Raw genomic sequence first — 17,199 nt, forward strand, 5'->3', positions numbered from 1 at the left:
AACGAAAATGCTGTTAAATTTGGGAAGATAGAAAAAACTGATCTGCATCCAGTTTAAATAACTCTAGTTCAACAGCGTAATATTTGTGAGTGCGACCCATTGGTATCATGCCAAGCTTTTGAGTTACCCGAATTGAAGCGTAATTGTCAGGCGTCGCCACTGCATAGATGACTGGTAATTTAAGGATATTAAATCCATACTCAATAGCACCGCGTCCGGCTTCTGTTGCATAACCTTTGCCCCAAGCTGCTTTCTTTAAATGCCAACCCACATGAAAATCCTGAGTTGGTTTACCCTCTTTATCAGGTAATTGTTTCAGCAGGACAGTTCCTACAATTTCTCCGGTTTGCTTTTCAACAATTGCCCAAACGCCACTGCCATTATTGAGTTTAACGTAGCGGTCAACCAGTCGTTGCAGCGCCGCCCGCTGGGTTGCTACACTCTCCTCCGGCTTGTTAACACTAAGAAAGCCTACCACCTCTGGGTCGCCGTAGATTTCAAAGGCTTGTGCCGCATCAGCTTCAGGTATCCACTCACGGATAATCAGGCGCTGTGTTTGGAAAATCTCAGCCATAGCTTGCAATCAATCAGGCGTGAAAATTCTACTCAGAAACCCCTTGACATGAATTCACAGCTTGAATAGGCAAACGTACTCGAAAGCGCGTATCACCAGGTTGGGATTCAAAGCGGATGTCACCGTGATGTTTGTTAACAACAATACGATAGGCAATTTCTAAACCTAAGCCAGTCCCTTGCCCTACTCCTTTTGTTGTAAAAAATGGTTCAAAAATCCGGGATTGAATTGCTGATGGAATACCTACCCCAGTATCAACAATTTCCACAACAAGACAGTTATTCTCTTTATAAGTACGAATGGTCAAATCGCCTTTGCCTTTCATGGCATCAATGGCATTGTCAATTAAATTTGTCCAAACTTGATTGAGTTCACTGGCATAAGCAGAAATTTTTGGCAGAGTGCGGTCATACTCTCGGTTAACGATAACTCCCTTTTTAAGGCGATGATGGAGGATGAGCAAAGTGTTTTCAATTCCTTCATGCACATCTATTTCTTGCAGAGGGGCTTGATCCATGTAGGAATAGCCTTTAATGGCTTTCACCAACTCGGAGATGCGGACGGTACTTTGCTCAATTTCATAAATCAGCCCAAAAGATGAAAGTGTCGCTTCAAGCCATTTGAGAACATTTCCAAGACATTCAACGGGGATGTTGTCAGCTAAAGTGTCAAGCTTTTCCGTATCTAGTCCAGCGTTAACTAATGTGGGGGCAAGTTTCCAACTATCACTAACATCATGGTCTTCTAGCCATTCTGTCACTTCGTCTTCTTTGTCGCTTTGGGTAATGGGGTCTAGTTTGGACAACTGACAGGTGTGTTGTGTTGCTTGATGTTGAATATCATTAATGAATTTTAGTTGCTCTTTAGATAGTAAATTGAGCTGCAAAGCCTGAGTTTGCAAGTTTTGAAAATTCTCACGCAATTGACAAGCAGCGCGACGGGCTGCCGCCCCTGGATTATTCAATTCGTGTGCCAAACCTGCTGACATTTTACCTAGCGCTGCCATCTTCTCTTGTTGCCGCAGTTGTGCTTCTACATCTTTTGTGCGTCCTGCCATAGCGCTGAGGATAGTATCAGCAATAGGCGAACATTCAATCAGGATATGTCTAAATGTTTCAACGTCTATTTGCAAAACGCGACTGGGTGCGATCGCATGGGCGTTGGCGATCGCACCCGAACCCGTCAGCATCGAAAGTTCGCCCATAAACTCGCCACGACGATGAACAGCTAGCACTTTCATCTCAACGCCCACTTGCTTAGTAATTTCGATTGCGCCCTCTAAGACAATGTGAAAGTTGTAGTTCGAGTCACCTTCACTAAACAGCACATCGCCCGCATTCAGTTGTATTTCTTTACCAAACTGCTTCATTTCCTCTAAAGCATCATCTGGCAATTTAGGAAACAGTGTCATTTGATTTGGGTCGTGCAGCATGGCAACTCCTTATATTAAATAATTGCTACCTACCATAGCCGTTCAACAGGATAGGCATCAAAGGCTGAATCAATACTTAAAATAGGTATTTTGTCAACGATAGACTGTGCAATCAAAAGTCTGTCAAATGGGTCACGATGGTGAAAAGGTAGAGTAGCAACAACAGCAAGGTGGTCTATTTTGATGTCTAGTAAATTGAAGTCATTAAGACTGAGTTGCTGCTTGATAAACACCTCAAATGGCAGATGAAAACTGAGCTTGCCTGTGCTTTGTTTAATTGCCATTTCCCAGACACTAGCTGTACTTAGCAGCTTTTCGTTATCCTGATTCTCAATTAGCGCCCTGGCTTGGTTGCTGATTTTTGTATTGCCTGTAAAAAACCAAATGAATGTGTGAGTATCCAGCAGCAGCCTCATTACATATAATCCTTAAAGTCTTCTAGCGGTTCATCAAAATCATCTGATATTGTAATCAAGCCTTTAGCACTCCCAAACAGCGAACGACGTTCAGTCGATACAGGTGTTAGTTTGACAACGGGCTGATTGTCTTTTGTAATTACGATCTCTTCACCACTCATGGCTGCTTCAATTAATTCAGGCAATTGTTTAGATGCTTCAGTGAGAGTTATTTCTTGCATGGCTGTTACCTCTGGGTTCTAAATCAATGTTGACATCAAATTCAAGAGATTCCCAGTATTTGGCTTTTCAGCAACATAGAAAAATCTGACTTGACTGACAGAAATCAAGAATTTATCTGCCAGACAAGAGCAAGCATTACAACACGTTGCTGAGGTATCGATGAACAAACTGAACGCAGATTGAACCCTCACCAACGCCAGAAGCCACTCGCTTCACTGAACCATGACGCACATCACCCACTGCAAAAATGCCAGGAATGTTCGTTTCTAGTAAGAAGGGATCGCGTTCTAGCGTCCATCCTTTGATGCGTTGCCCATCTTTGTGCAAGTCTGGACCTGTTATGATATACCCGCGTTCATCTCGTTGCACCACGCCATCTAGCCATTCAGTACGGGGAACTGCGCCAATAAAAATAAACAGTGATGTTGCAGGAACAGTTTGCGTTTCACCTGTCAAAGAATTGTGAATAGTAATTGCTTCTAAACTTGTTTCTCCTTTTGCCTCTATCACACTGCTATGTGTCTTAACCGCGATATTTGGTGTTTCTGCAATTTGCTCAATCAGATACTGGGACATACTCTTAGTTAGGGAGTCGCCACGCACCAACATTGTGACCGTGTGGGCGTATCTCGAAAAGTACATCGCTGCTTGTCCTGCTGAGTTTGCGCCACCAATAATGTAAACTTCTTCACCTTGGCAACTCATTGCTTCAGCCTGCGCCGCACCATAGTAGACCCCTGCACCAGTCAGCCGATCAAGTCCAGGAACATCCAGCCGCCGCCAGGACACACCCAGCGCCAAGATCATGGCGTGACAACTGATTTCACTACCGTCTCCCAATTGCACAATTCGATACTGGTCTTCTAAGCGAAGACCCATAACATCTTGCGGTGTGAGAATTTCGACACCAAAGCGTCTTGCTTGTGTTACAGCACGCCGTGCCAAATCACCCCCACTCAAGCCTGTGGGGAACCCAAGGTAATTTTCGATACGTGAGCTTGTCCCTGCTTGTCCTCCTGGGGCTTCACGTTCTATCATCACCGTGCGTAGCCCTTCGGATGCGCCATACACCGCAGCTGCTAAACCCGCAGGACCGCCACCAACGATAATCAAATCATAAAACGGTTTTTCTGCTTGAGTTCGTAGCCCAATTTTCTCAGCAATTTGCAAGTTGGTTGGCTGGATGAGATGGGAACCGTCAGCAAAGAGGACGACGGGCAGGTTTACTTTATCTCCACTAGCATATTCTGTGAGTTTTTGTGCTTCTTCTGATAATTCAATATCCAGCCACTGGTAAGGCACTTGATTTCGCGCTAGGAAATCTTTAGCCTGATGGGAATGGGGCGACCAACGATTACCGATGACGCGAATACCTTCAAACGGTGGGTGGAAGGTTGCTTGCCAGTCTTCGAGTAAATCGTTCAGTACTGGATACAAGAGTTCTTCTGGCGGATCCCACGGCTTCATCAAATAGTAATCGATTTTTGTGGAGTTGATGGCGCGGATAGCAGCATCGGTATCTGCATAAGCGGTGAGTAAAGCACGTTTTGCCTCTGGGAACATTGATATGGCTTGTTCCAAAAACTCCACACCGGACATTTGTGGCATCCGTTGATCGACAAGGAATAGTGACACTGGCTGATTGCGGAGTTTGAGTTGTTCCAAAGCGTCCAAGGCACTCGCACCCGACTCGGCGCGGATAATGCGGAAGCGATCGCCATATTCCTGCCGCAGATCCCGCGCCACAGCTTGCAAAACTTCTGGGTCATCGTCAACCGTTATGATTACAGGTTTAGCCATAGCGCTTCGGTGACCTCTCTTGTTTAATTGCTGGTTTTTTATATATCACACAAGAAACTCGTACAAACCAATCAGAGTTCCGTCTGGATCTCGAAGATAAGCTGTTTTAATTCCATAGTAGGGATTATTCATAGGTGCTGCGGTAAATTGCACACCCTTATGTCTTAATTGCTGATATTCCTCATCCAAATCATGCACAGTAAAAATCAATGCCGCTGTATCTTGGCATTCCGCATGAGGAGGCTTCTCTCCATTGTGAATCATTTGTGCCATTTCCTGCCGGTGTGATATTGCAAGTCTCAGATCTCCGGCTTTAAACTCCATGTATCCGCCTTCTTCATCTGCTACAGTAACGTCAAATTCCATGACATCTTTGTAGAACAAAAAGCAAGCCTTTAAGTCGTTGACTAACAATCTTGTGTATGCTCTATCAACTTTCATTTACTTTATGCCTCTTTTTTTACACTTTTGTGTAGCGGGCATCTTGCCCACCATCTCATGGTTGAGAGTCCATTATTCAATCTCGTTGTTACTGCGCCATATCTGTACAGTTTGTTGTAAACCTTCACGATAGTTGGCATAGCGAGGACTCCATCCAAGTTGCTGACGAATTGCGTCATTTTTCACGGTGGTAGAAAGTTCGAGCAATTCCACTTGCTGAGGTTTAATTACAAGTATGAGTGCTAGAGGCGTGAGCCACATAGGAATGTGTCCGGGTCGCTTTCTTCCTAATGTGAAGGCAAAGTTATCAATAAAATCAGCAAACGATACCGGATTACCATCAACGACGTTCAAGACTGCACCTGTGGGTTGCTTTTGTGCCACTTGCACCAAGGCGATCGCTGCATCCTCAAAGTGCAGCCAGTTTGCCAAATTACTGGGGCGACCTGCAAAATAAGGACGACCCAGCTTGAACGATTTTACATACAGCTTCAGGTCTTTAGATTGAGGACCATATAAGTATCCCATTCGCAATACGCAAGCTGGAATCTTGCTGTTTATAACTCGCTTTTCTGCATCGATGGCTGCGGTAAAAATCGCGTCATTACTGGGTGCAGTTAGAGGGGTGCTTTCCGTGGCATCTGTTGCGTTGCCATAGAGGAAGGCATAACTAGTATGGACGAGAAACTTGACATTTGTATCTTCTACTGCTTCTAGCAATGCGGTAGTCGTAGCAGGGAGTACCTTGTCATACCCTTTCCAGCCCTGCCCATCGTGCAGTAGTGTGTTTGCCAGTTGTGGCGTTAAGTTCAGCACGACTTCTGCTTTGGCTGTACGTAAAACATCTTTGAGTTCGGCGGCGCTGGTTAGGTTGGCATCAGCAGGTGTTCCACCAACAGAGGTTATTGCTGTGGCACCATCCTTACTTTGTGCAATTCCAGTAACTTGGTACCTACAAGCAACCAGTTGCCGTATGGTTTCTAACCCAAGCTCTGTATCTGCGCCCGTGACGACAAGGCTTAAAGTCGTGTCTTTTGACTCTACCATGTTCAATACTCGCTCTCACTGCCTACTGCACTTAATACTAAAAGAGTACAGATTTACCCTTTTCAGAGTCACGGGAACCGAAAAAAACTTCGTGATCCTGTTCTGCCCACAAGATCCCCAAAGACCTTGCCATATTCCCCGTACCAATCGTGCCAATTTTCATGGTTTACAGTTTCCTAACTAAAAACAGATGGCAATTTTTCTGATGCTGCTTTGGCATTGTCAAGCGATCGCGCTGCTATAATCACCTCAAACCCAGCTGCAAGCAGTCCTTGACAAATGGCAAAACCAATGGCTTTATTCGCGCCAGTGACAAGGGCGTATTTTCCTTGAAATTGCGAATTCATACGTATCCACCTCTTCTGATTGAATGTGAGCAAGTTGCTTCGTGTTTCTCGCCATTAGTGCTACAGCAAAGCCTTCTCGGCAAACCGATGAGCAACTGCGGCTCCTAGTCCCGAACCTACTCCCAGAACAACTGCAACCTTTGACTGACTCATCTCATCTCATTTCCTTAATTACAAGCAAGTGCAATACCTGAACACAACAAGGGTAAGAATTGCAAATACTGCTCCTGCATAAAACACACTATTGATACCTCCCAAACTAAAGGCTAAGAGCATGAGTAATGGACCAAGGGTTTGTCCTAACCCGAAAAATGTGCCGTTTACAGAGAGAATCGTAGCCAGATATTGTTTTGGTGCAATTTCTGTCAAACGAGTTTGGATACTAGGAGCACCAATCCCTAGACCAATGCCAAAAATTGTCGTAGGAATTAATAGTAACCAGAGATTTTGTATGAGGGGAACTGTCAATAGAGCCAAAGCATACAAAATAAAAGATGCTCTAATTAAAGTTGTGGTATGAAATTTTCTAGTCAATCTTCCTAGTTGCGAAGAGGCAATAACAATTGCTATTGAAACACTAGATAGTATTAGTCCTATTGCAGCAGCAGGCGCTTTGAAAGTATCGTTTATTAATTGGGGTAAATAACTTATGTATGCTCCGTAGAGAAGAACGAAGTTAGCAGCACTACCAAGAAAAAGACCAGCTAACTTACGGTTTTTCAAAGCTTGCACAGCATTTCTCAAATACTCTTGGAGGTTTCTTTCACCTTGTGGTTCTGGATTTTTTAAAACAAATAGCACTAGCAAACCAATAGGAAGAGCTAGAATGGGCAAAAGAAAGGGATAGTACCAGCCCAAAGTTGCCAATGCCCCACCAATGGTTGGATAAATGGCTGTGCCTACACTAGTGATACTGGCATTGTTGTAACCCATTGCAGTAGTGCGCCTATCTCCTGCATACAGATCGCCTATTAAGGTAAGGCTCATAGATACCAAAGGAGCAGCACCAATTCCTTGTAGGAAACGCAGCAATAGTAAAAGGTTAAAATTAGGGGCAAAAGCACACGCTGTCCCAGCAATCGCAAATAAAAACAATGAAGGAACAATAATTTTTTTCCTACCGAACCTATCAGCCAATACACCAATAATAGGACCTAAAATGACAGCAGGAAAGGTGTATACTGTAACTAACAATCCAAGATTTTTGGGATTGATATTTAATGCTAGAGATACCTTAGGAAAAGCCGGAGTTACGCTAGCAACTCCGAGAACAGCCATGAGAGAAACTGCACAAATAACATAAAAATTTATGTCCATGTACAGCTTCTTGGGAGGTGTTTGCTCGCTATCAATCCTTGCTGGTTGCATGAAAATTTATTTTTTTGTATTGAATTAAATAGGGATGGATTTATGGGCATGGGTGAGTAAACTACCCTACCCAACTGGACGTTATGATTCACCAGCAGAACGAAGACGGCGTTGGCGCAGCAGGAAACTGGCTCCAATGATTCCGCCAGCTATTACCAAGTTGATTCTCGGTTCTGGCACTTGCTGAGGAGTTTGAAAGGAGCCATTTAAGAAAGCCTGACCTCTTAAGGGAGCAGTTGGGTCTTGGTTGAGTGACTCCGTCTCGAAAAAGTTCAATGTGCCAGTAGCGCCGCTGAACCTGCCCGCACCACCAGTAATAGTTATGGTGCCATAACCCTCTAATGTACCGTTTGTATAGTTAATTGCAGCTGTGGCGTTACTGGTTCCAAACAGCTTATCTTCTCCACTGCCAAAAAAGACATCAGTGCCTACTGGTAAGCCTTCTAAACCAAACTGTGCTGCGTCTGCAACAAATGTGTATACACCAGCATTGGAGTCAAACTGACTATAGTTCGTACTCTCAAAGTTAGTCAGACCATACGCGGCTTCAGGGTTATAACCTGAGATAGATGCCTCAGAGACCTCAGACGTGATGGTCGTAAGAATAACCTCTGTGTCATAAGATACGTCAAATTGATATGTGGTTTGGGCGATCGCCGTTTGCGGCGCTGCGCTCTGGGCAATCGCTCTTGTGGAACTTGCTCCAACACTAAGTAATGTAACAGCTACTGAAACAAACCATGCCGTATGTGAGCGAAATATCATTTGCAAATCTCCTATGAGCCTGTTGATTGAACAGCAAGAAATGGGTAATCTGTGTATCCTTTATCGCCAGAACCATAAAAAGTTTTTGGATCTGGCACGTTCAAAGATACATCCAGTTCAAAGCGTTTGGGTAAGTCAGGATTGGCAAGAAATAACTTGCCAAAGGAAACTAAGTCTGCATCACCAAGCGCGAGTACGTTATTTCCCTTGGGATGGTCGTAATCGCCATTAGTGATCAAAGTTCCTTTGTCAATTCTACGGAAGTATGGTGTTACCGGATTCATCACATGGCGATTTGCCAAATCAACCGCGTTTGGTTCCATCAGGTGCAGATATGCCAATTCAAAGCGGTTGAGAGCATCTATTGCATAACCAAAAGTTTCTTGCGGATTCGAGTCGCCCATCCCGTAGTATGTGTTACTGGGCGAAAGTTTGATACCAACACGATTTTCCCCCCACACACTCGCGACTGCTTCCACAACTTCCAGCATAAATCGTGCCCGATTTTCTATCGAACCACCGTATTCATCAGTACGTTGATTTGTGCAATCTTGCAGAAACTGGTCAATTAAGTAACCAAATGCACCGTGCAATTCCACGCCATCAAATCCCACAGCCAGAGCATTTTCAGCCGCTTTATGAAACTGAGCGACGATTTCAGGAATTTCGTGGCTTTCTAGGGCGCGGGGAGTTTCCATTGCAACTTTGCCTAGAGGAGTGTGCAGTTCCCCAGGAGCAGCAATGGCAGAGGGTGCAACTGGTAACTCTCCACTCAGTAAAGAAGGATGAGAAATCCGCCCAGAGTGCCACAATTGCAAGAAAATCTTTCCTCCTTTCTCATGTACCGCATCCGTCACCAGCCGCCATCCAGCAATTTGTTCTGCTGAGTAAATACCCGGACAGTTAATGTAGCCTAAACTCAAGGGTGAAACCATCGTGCATTCAGTGACAATTAGCCCTGCTGTGGCTCGTTGCGCGTAATAAGTCGCCATCAATGGGTTGGGGATGCTGTCAATTGCGCGTAAACGGGTCATTGGTGCCATCACCATCCGGTTTGCAAGGGTGTAGGGACCAAGTTGAACGGGAGTGAAAAGATTGATATTGGTGGTCACAGAGGTTAGCTCCTTTTGGCAAGAATCAATCGGGATGGCACATTGGAAGGATAATTATTTCGCGCAAAGACGCAAAGTTTCTCTTAGCGCCTTTGCGCCTTTGCGTGAGATTTAAAACAAACAAAGTTAATCAATCAGCAGGCTGAGTGTAAACTACCTCATAAAGATGAAACTCGTTCTCAGCTAAATCTACCCAATAGCCTGATTCGATTTCAAAATCTGGTTTCTTTAAAATTGCTTCAAAATCTTCTTGAGAACGCCACTGTCCGTAGTTCATGACGCGTGTACCGTCAAGTGAACGGTGGAACGTTGCAGATATCAGTCCCGGATTCTGTTTTATTGCTGTCACTATCTCTTTGTTCGCTAAATCCAGCATCGCTTGCTGGTTCTCCGGTTTCATACGAAATTCTGCCAGGTGAGTGAGAAAACCACCTTTAGTAATTTTGGGGGTGTGATTGTCAGGCTTGGAGACAACGACCTCAAAAATGTGGGAATCAAGAAGCTGGAACTGAGAAAGTTTAGCTCCTTTTTCCTGCACCTCGGAATGGTTGATAAACGCTTGGTAGTCTTCGTGAGTTTTCCACTGGGCATAGTTCATCACCCGCACGCCATCTATACTTTTGTGGATGCTAGATGAAACAAAACCAGGCTGGTGCTTTACTGTTGTTTCAAGGAATTCGATGATAGTCTCAATGAGTTCCTGCTGACGTTCCGGTTCTACAGCCAAGATAATGATCACCGTAATCACATCATTGTTTTTGGCAATCGTAGGCATCCTTTTATCTCCTGATGTTTTGGTGAATTAGAATGATTTGGGATTGCTTAAAATTAGGAACCAGGAAGCATCGTACCTTGTGTCATGCACTACCGCTACTAGCCATTTTTCTAGGTTATGATATCAAGTTTGCTTATATAACCTTTAGAAGTTCGTAGTGAGAACTTTAGTCCTCTTTTACCGATTTAGCAGGACTGAAATCCTCACTACATATAAGTCAAACCAGCTTGAATTGGAATTGCATAATTGTTTTTAGCAATATAAGGGATTGTGATGATTGGATGAATCTTGATCAAACAATTTTTGTTGATCAATCAGTGCCAAACAAGAAATAGGGTGGGCAATGCCACCCTATTTAGTAAATTTATCGATGGCTTTCAGTAGGAACTCTACCATCCTCAACTGGCTTACCATCATCAACTGGCTTACCATCATCAACTGGCTGGATCTGCTGTTGAGGCTTGCGGCGTCGTAGCAAGCGATCGCGAATTTTCCCAATCACGATATAGAGAATTGGCACGACAAACAGACTCAACAAAGTGGAGATAAGCGTCCCGCCAACGATGGCTGTACCAAGAGATTTTCTGCTAGCTGCGCCTGCTCCTTCAGGAAATAGCAATGGCCAAACACCCAAAATAAAAGCAAATGTTGTCATCAGAATTGGTCGTAATCGTTGTTCTGATGCTTCTATCGCTGCTTTGGTAATTGAACGCCCCTGCTCGCGTAGTTGGTTGGCAAACTCCACAATGAGAATCGCATTCTTACTTGCCAGACCAATCAGCATCACTAAACCTACCTGGCAAAAGATATCGTTATTTAGACCCCGTAGGGACTGCGCCGCTAGCGCCCCCAATATAGCCAAGGGAACTGACAGCATAATAATCAACGGGTCAACGTAGTTTTCATACTGAGCAGCTAGCACTAGGAAGACGAAGACAAGACCCAAACCAAAAATCAGAGGTCCTTGACCACCAGACTGTTGCTCTTCAGCCGAAATCCCCGACCATTCGTAACCAAAACTTTCTGGTAAAACCTGGTTTGCTACTTGCTCCATTGCTTGAATTGCTCCTCCGGAGCTAGAACCAGGAGCAGCTGAACCGTTGATTGCAATTGAGCGGAACAAGTTGTAGTGATTAATTGTTTGCGCGACGGTCGTAGGAGTCACCTTGACCAGATTGCTCAGGGGAATCATTTGATCATCAGCAGAACGGACATACAATTGACCAATATCCTCCGGATTGGAGCGAAACTGCGCGTCTGCTTGCACGTACACCCTATAAGTCCGCTGTAGGTAATTAAAGTCGTTGACATACCGCGAACCTAAGTAACTTTGTAGGGTATTAAAGATATCATCTACATCGACTTGCAGCGCCTTGGCTTTGTTGCGGTCTAGTTCAATCAAAAGCTGAGGCGTATTCGCGGCAAAAGTGCTAAATACAGCTTGTAATCCTGGCGTCTGGTTCCCCTGCTGGATTAACTGATCCATAACTTGCAGCATGCTATCTAAGCCACTGTTGCCTCTTCTGTCTTGTAGCTGAAATTCAAAGCCGCCAAAACTTCCTAAACCTTCAATTGATGGCGGATTCACTGGGAAAATTCTCGCTTCGGAAATTGCTGAGAACTTCCCCCGCATATTGTTGATGATTGCTTCTGCTGACTGACCCGGCTCGTGACGCTCATCCCACGGTTTAAGGGTTGTAAAAATGACACCATTGTTAGCACTGCTGCCACTAAAACCAAAGCCACCTATGGCGAAGGTACCTGTAACTTCAGGTAATTTGAGGATTTCTTCTTCTACCTGACCCATGACTTTACTGGTGTAGTTGAGCGAAACCCCCTCAGGTCCTTGAATAATGGTGATGAAATAGCCTTGGTCTTCTTCAGGGAGAAATGCCGTAGGCACGCTGGTGTAAAGCCAAGCTGTCAGCCCTAAAGAGAGGATAAACAGCAGCACTACGACAGCCCTGATACGATTGAAGAAGATAAGCGATCGCTCGTATTTCTTACGTGTCCAATCAATAAAGTTATTAAACCTTGTAAACACCCAGCCCAGTAACCCGCGTGGTTTTTGCCCGCGACGCAGCAGCAGGGCTGAGAGGGAAGGAGTCAGGGTAATGGCAAGAAAGGTAGAAATTGCCATCGAGAAGGCAATTGTCAGCGCAAATTGGCGATAAATCTGTCCTGTAGAACCGGGAAAGAAGGCAACAGGCACAAATACTGCCATCATCACCAAGGAAGTGGCAATCACCGCTCCAAAAAGTTCACGCATTGACTCGGAGGCTGCCTTACGCGGCGACATTTCTTCCTCCTCGATCAGGCGGGCAATGTTCTCAACTACGACGATTGCGTCATCGACGACTAACCCGGTGGCTAAAGTTAGACCAAATAAGGTCAGGGTGTTGATTGAAAACCCAAAAGCTTTAATAAACGCAAAGGTGCCAATCAATGTTAGGGGAATGACAATGACAGGAATGAGAGTGGTGCGCCAGTCCTGTAAGAAGATAAAAATGACCAGGACTACGAGGACAAGTGCCTCAAACAGGGTTTTGATCACTTCCGCTAGCGACTCTTCCACAAACAAGGTTGTGTCGAAGGCTACCTGATATTTCATCCCAGGCGGAAAATTTGGAGCGAGTCGCACCATTTCAGCTTTGACTTCCCTGGCAACGTCTAAGGCATTACTTCCCGGAATGGGAAATATCCCGATACCTACGCCCTCGTTGCCTCTAAAACGGAGGAATGTGTTGTAATTTTCTGCTCCCAGTTCCGCCCGACCCACATCTTTTAGCTTGACGAGCGTGCCATTCTCACCTGTTTTGAGAACCATTTCGCTAAATTCGGATGGTTCCGTGAGTCTGCTGAGCGCTCTCAGGTCTATTTGATACATCTGGTCTTTTGGAGTCGGCTGCTGACCGATTTGCCCAGCACCTACCTGTATGTTTTGTTCTTCGAGGGCATCGATCACATCCTGAGCAGTGAGGTTGCGACTGGCAAGGCGTTTTGGGTCTAGCCACAAACGCATAGCATAACGGCGTTCACCAAAAATCCGTGCCTCACTTACACCTTTGACTCTTTTGAGAGCATCTACCATGTAGAGGTCGGCGTAGTTGCTTAAAAATACGTTGTCGTACTCGTTGTTTTGACTGTATAAACCTATTGCTAAAAGGATGTTGCTGGACTGTTTGCTAACTGTAACCCCAGTTCTCTGCACAGTTTCTGGCAACTGGGGTTCAGCCTGCGATACACGATTTTGGACATCGACCGCTGCAATATCTTTATTGCGCGATGCGTCAAATGTGACTGTAATCGTACTGGTGCCACTGTTACTACTGCTCGAGCTCATGTACTTCATGCCCTCGACTCCGTTAATCTGCCGCTCTAAGACAGTCGTCACGGTGTTTTCTACAACTTCAGCACTGGCACCGATGTAGTTAGCAGTAACATTAATTTCAGTTGGACTGATTTCTGGATACCGCGCCGTGGGTAGTGTGGGGATGCTGATAGCCCCCACCAGCAAAATGAGGATGGAGCAAACACTGGTGAAGACAGGTCGCTTGATGAAGAAGTCAACGAACATAGGGCAATAGAGTAATGGGGAATTGGGATTAGGAATTGTTAGTAGTTAGTAGTTAGTAGTTAATTGTTAGTTGTTGGCTGTTTTTTATAGCGGTTTGCAATTGAGTGCAATACACTCAGCTCATTTCATCACTGAGAGTGATGACTACAAGCGTGTACTTCATCCAAATGAAAACCGCTATATATCTACTAACCACTAACCACTAACCAATCTCCACTAAGATTCAGGAGCAATGGGGACGCCATCCTTAAGATTAAGTAACCCTGAGACAATAACTCTGTCTCCTGGCTCTAATCCTTCCAAAACTTGGTAGTTATTACCTTTAATAGTGCCCAGCCTCACACGTTTTTGCCGAGCTACCAGTTGGAATGCTTCTTGATCTCGTTGAGGTTTTTCTCCTTGAGGAGGTTTTGATGGTACTTGTGCTGTGACATAGACAAAAGTTTCTCCTGCTATACGAGTGACTGCTGTTGTTGGAACCAATACTCCAGAGCGTTGACTCCAGATCACTCTTGCACGAGCAAACTGATCTGCTCTTAGTTGATTTTTGGAGTTATCATAGAGCGATTTAATAAGTATCGATTGTGTATTGTTACTCGCACTGGGAGCAATAAAAAATACTTTACTCATACCTAAACTATTGCCTTGTGCGTCCATGACCTCCACTGGTGTTCCCTTACGCAGTTGAGGTCCTCGCTCAATTGGCACGAAGATATTGACTTCTAAAGGTTGGTTCTGAGTAATGCTAACGAGTTGTGTAGATGTATTGACAAAATCACCAATTTTTACTGGTATGTCCCCAACGGTGCCAGGAAAGGGCGCCGTAATTTTGTAATACTGAAGCTGGGCTTGTTTTTCTCTGATATTAGCTTGTGCTTGCTTTAGGGATTTTTCTGCTTGGTTAATGCTAGCTTGCTGTGCTCTAATCCGGGCTTCTACTTCACGCACACCAGCTTGTGATGTCGCTAGCCTGTTAGCATACTGATCCCTGGTCTGTCGAGATACTGCTCCTTGAGATGACAAGCTCGCATACCTTTCGTATTCCTGCTGGTTCAATTTCAAATCAGCTAGGTCGGATAGCCGTTCTGCTTCCAGGGATCTGAGGGTAGCACGAGCATTCTCCAATTGTGATTGAGACACCTCAGCAGCAGCGTTCACACTACTGACAGATGCTTGTTGCTCTCGAGCGTCCACTTGGATAATGGGATTTCCCGCAGCCACTGTATCTCCTGATCTGACAAATATTTGGGCTACTTGACCTTGAACTCTAGGTTGAAGAGTCACTGAGCGGCGCGATTCCAAATTGGCAACAAACTCTGAACTATCCTCAATGAGGCCAGCTTTCACTATGGATACCTTTACTGGTACTTTTGGCGGTTGAGCGTTAGCAGTTGTGGGTGCGCTCCTTTGAGGAGCCAGCCAACGCCAAAGTGCAAAGCCTCCGCCTGCTAGTAGCACTAGAGCTAATAATAACCAAAGCCACCTTCGCGATTTGCGGGGTGGCTCTTCCAATTGGGTTTCTGGATGATTGTCTTCAAAATGAGTTTGAGGCTCAGGGGATTTCATGACTTACAAGGCACCTAAGAAAAAATAAACACTAGAAGCAAATCAAAATTGGAGCCGTTGATAGAGAAATTGCTTAATTAGCATAAGGCTCGGATGAAAATCACGTAGTAATCCACACCAATATACTTTTTGAGACTAGCTGTCTAATCTATCTCAAGGGTAATGCTAAATACTAGCTTACAAATAATTTTCCCTTACTGTCTTTTCAGTTCTTGCTAAAAATGTTTTAATCTTGCTATTACTGACCAAAATAGTTCTGAGTGCCGAGTGGTGCTACTTGAGGTAGCTCCGTTGAACAATAAAGCTCAGATTTACATTCCAGAGGCTTTCAGCAAGTTGCTCAAAACTGAGTATATGAAACCTTACTGCCGTTTAAGTTTCATATACTCAGATTATCTATTTGCCAAGACTGGTTGACCTGTTGTGATCACGCGTTCAATAATGTCTGCCGCCTTGGTCACACCTCCCGCTTGCTCGCATGATGCTTTAAGACGCAGCGCAGCTGTTTGATATGCGGGATTTCCAAGAACGCGCTCAATTGTTGCTCTCAGCCGCTCAGTAGTGAGCTGATTTGACCAAACTATTTCGCCAGTACCTGTCCATTGTACCCGACAAGCAATGGCAGGCTGTTCGTGGACGAAAGGAATCACAACAAGTGGTACTCCGTAAGCCAAAGCATCAAGAGTTGTGTTAAGTCCTCCATGTGTAATGACTAGGTTGGCGCGGCGGATGACTTCAATCTGTGGGGCATAACTAACTACCAGTGGATCACCTGGTAGTTGGTTCACTACGTCCGCAGACAGTGTTCCTCCATGGGCGATGACTAGCTGTACTGGCAAATCTGCACAAGCCGCCGCAATGGTTTGAAAGACCTCGACTCGTCGATTCTGAATAGTACCTAAAGAGGCGTAGACTAACGGTCGTTCATCTAACCTATCAAAGGGAAACTCTGTTGGTACAAGAGAGCGCCCTCGTAATGGACCAGTGTAGTGAAAGCAGTCTGGCAAGGCGGAACGTGGAAAATCAAATCCTGGTGGCTGCTGACAGATTTGGGCAAGCCGAGAAGATGCGTCATCAATCCTCTTTTGGCGGGGTAAACCCCAACGCTGGCGTTGAAGTTGCACCGCTTCCCTAATTGGATGGGTGATACGGTTGTAAGTGAAGTAGCCCAAGCGATTACGCTGCCTAGCCCACCAGGAAGACTGGTAGTTCCAGGGAGTGATGAAAGGCGGGATGTTTGGCTCCTGATTTAAAGCTAATGCACAACAGACAGTGACGAATGGCTTGCCTTTGTACTCAGCGACCGTCCCACCGGCACGCTCTGTTTGGTCAACAATTAAAGCGTCAATACCTTCTGCATCAATCGCACTTGGCACATCTCTCAAGAAAATCTCAGCTTCTTGCTTGTAGTATGCAATGCTGTAGGAAAGGTTAGACAAACCATTGAGGCTGCTCATCTTCTCCATCGTTACTGCTAATGTGCTTGGTGGATATTCAGCCACTCCTACTGGATAAAAGTCGAATCCTTCCGCCTGAACTTTCTGTTGCCAATCAGGCACTGACAGAAATATGACCCTATGACCCCGTTCTTGTAGCTCGTGTCCTAAGGCTGCCAGTGGATTAAAGTGTCCAGTAACAGGTGGAGCTATCACACCAAAAGTTCTTCCCATGAACGTGCTGTTGTAAAAGGCTACTGTAAAGTTATTACCACTGAGGTTGATGAAAAAATATTAATTATTGTATTAACTTTATCTTTT

The 17,199-nt window shown here is 45.0% G+C and carries 16 protein-coding genes; all 16 read right to left on the reverse strand.

The annotated features are described in order from the left end of the window. Positions 1 to 13: 13 nt before the first annotated feature. Positions 14 to 574 carry a GNAT family N-acetyltransferase gene (locus tag MAS10914_RS0105435; RefSeq protein WP_017314893.1) on the reverse strand — a complete coding sequence of 187 codons (561 nt, stop codon included), beginning with the start codon at positions 572 to 574 and terminating at the stop codon, positions 14 to 16. Positions 575 to 602: 28 nt separating this feature from the next. Continuing rightward, positions 603 to 2,006, reverse strand: coding sequence for an ATP-binding protein (locus MAS10914_RS0105440; protein WP_017314894.1), 1,404 nt, complete (start codon positions 2,004 to 2,006; stop codon positions 603 to 605). Between the two features lie 29 nt (positions 2,007 to 2,035). Further along, positions 2,036 to 2,422, reverse strand: coding sequence for a type II toxin-antitoxin system VapC family toxin (locus MAS10914_RS0105445; protein WP_017314895.1), 387 nt, complete (start codon positions 2,420 to 2,422; stop codon positions 2,036 to 2,038). Next, complete coding sequence (locus MAS10914_RS0105450) at positions 2,422 to 2,643, reverse strand: type II toxin-antitoxin system Phd/YefM family antitoxin (RefSeq protein ID WP_017314896.1); 222 nt, start codon at positions 2,641 to 2,643, stop codon at positions 2,422 to 2,424. Before MAS10914_RS0105450 ends, MAS10914_RS0105445 begins: the two co-directional genes overlap by 1 nt. Before the next feature lie 136 nt (positions 2,644 to 2,779). Next, positions 2,780 to 4,444 carry a response regulator gene (locus tag MAS10914_RS0105455; protein WP_017314897.1) on the reverse strand — a complete coding sequence of 555 codons (1,665 nt, stop codon included), beginning with the start codon at positions 4,442 to 4,444 and terminating at the stop codon, positions 2,780 to 2,782. A gap of 45 nt (positions 4,445 to 4,489) precedes the next feature. Then, a complete protein-coding gene (locus tag MAS10914_RS0105460; RefSeq protein WP_017314898.1) occupies positions 4,490 to 4,885 on the reverse strand; it encodes a VOC family protein in 396 nt (131 codons plus the stop codon). A 72-nt stretch (positions 4,886 to 4,957) separates the two neighbouring features. Next, on the reverse strand, positions 4,958 to 5,932 hold the full coding sequence (locus MAS10914_RS0105465; protein WP_017314899.1) for an NAD-dependent epimerase/dehydratase family protein: 975 nt from the start codon (positions 5,930 to 5,932) through the stop codon (positions 4,958 to 4,960). Between the two features lie 37 nt (positions 5,933 to 5,969). After that, the gene (locus tag MAS10914_RS32625) at positions 5,970 to 6,095 is read right to left on the reverse strand and encodes an NAD(P)-binding domain-containing protein (RefSeq protein WP_017314900.1); all 126 of its coding nucleotides are present in this window, start codon (positions 6,093 to 6,095) and stop codon (positions 5,970 to 5,972) included. Positions 6,096 to 6,108: 13 nt separating this feature from the next. Next, on the reverse strand, positions 6,109 to 6,279 hold the full coding sequence (locus MAS10914_RS32630; protein WP_017314901.1) for an SDR family NAD(P)-dependent oxidoreductase: 171 nt from the start codon (positions 6,277 to 6,279) through the stop codon (positions 6,109 to 6,111). A 171-nt stretch (positions 6,280 to 6,450) separates the two neighbouring features. Then, positions 6,451 to 7,647, reverse strand: a complete 1,197-nt coding sequence (locus MAS10914_RS0105485) for an MFS transporter (RefSeq protein ID WP_017314903.1) — start codon at positions 7,645 to 7,647, stop codon at positions 6,451 to 6,453. Positions 7,648 to 7,728: 81 nt separating this feature from the next. After that, entirely contained in the window at positions 7,729 to 8,412 is a 684-nt protein-coding gene (locus MAS10914_RS0105490; RefSeq protein ID WP_017314904.1) for a hypothetical protein, read from the reverse strand. Between the two features lie 11 nt (positions 8,413 to 8,423). Further along, positions 8,424 to 9,524, reverse strand: coding sequence for an alkene reductase (locus MAS10914_RS0105495; RefSeq protein WP_017314905.1), 1,101 nt, complete (start codon positions 9,522 to 9,524; stop codon positions 8,424 to 8,426). 130 nt (positions 9,525 to 9,654) lie between these two features. Continuing rightward, positions 9,655 to 10,299: an antibiotic biosynthesis monooxygenase family protein gene (locus MAS10914_RS0105500; RefSeq protein WP_017314906.1), complete on the reverse strand. Its 645-nt coding sequence runs from the start codon at positions 10,297 to 10,299 to the stop codon at positions 9,655 to 9,657. A 364-nt stretch (positions 10,300 to 10,663) separates the two neighbouring features. Further along, positions 10,664 to 13,876, reverse strand: a complete 3,213-nt coding sequence (locus MAS10914_RS0105505) for an efflux RND transporter permease subunit (protein ID WP_017314907.1) — start codon at positions 13,874 to 13,876, stop codon at positions 10,664 to 10,666. Between the two features lie 216 nt (positions 13,877 to 14,092). Next, positions 14,093 to 15,442 carry an efflux RND transporter periplasmic adaptor subunit gene (locus tag MAS10914_RS0105510; protein WP_017314908.1) on the reverse strand — a complete coding sequence of 450 codons (1,350 nt, stop codon included), beginning with the start codon at positions 15,440 to 15,442 and terminating at the stop codon, positions 14,093 to 14,095. Positions 15,443 to 15,834: 392 nt separating this feature from the next. Continuing rightward, positions 15,835 to 17,112 (reverse strand): glycosyltransferase, encoded by a 1,278-nt coding sequence (locus tag MAS10914_RS0105515; RefSeq protein WP_017314909.1) that lies wholly within the window; start codon positions 17,110 to 17,112, stop codon positions 15,835 to 15,837. Positions 17,113 to 17,199: the final 87 nt, after the last annotated feature.

The organism is Mastigocladopsis repens PCC 10914 (assembly GCF_000315565.1).
Lineage (GTDB): Bacteria > Cyanobacteriota > Cyanobacteriia > Cyanobacteriales > Nostocaceae > Mastigocladopsis > Mastigocladopsis repens.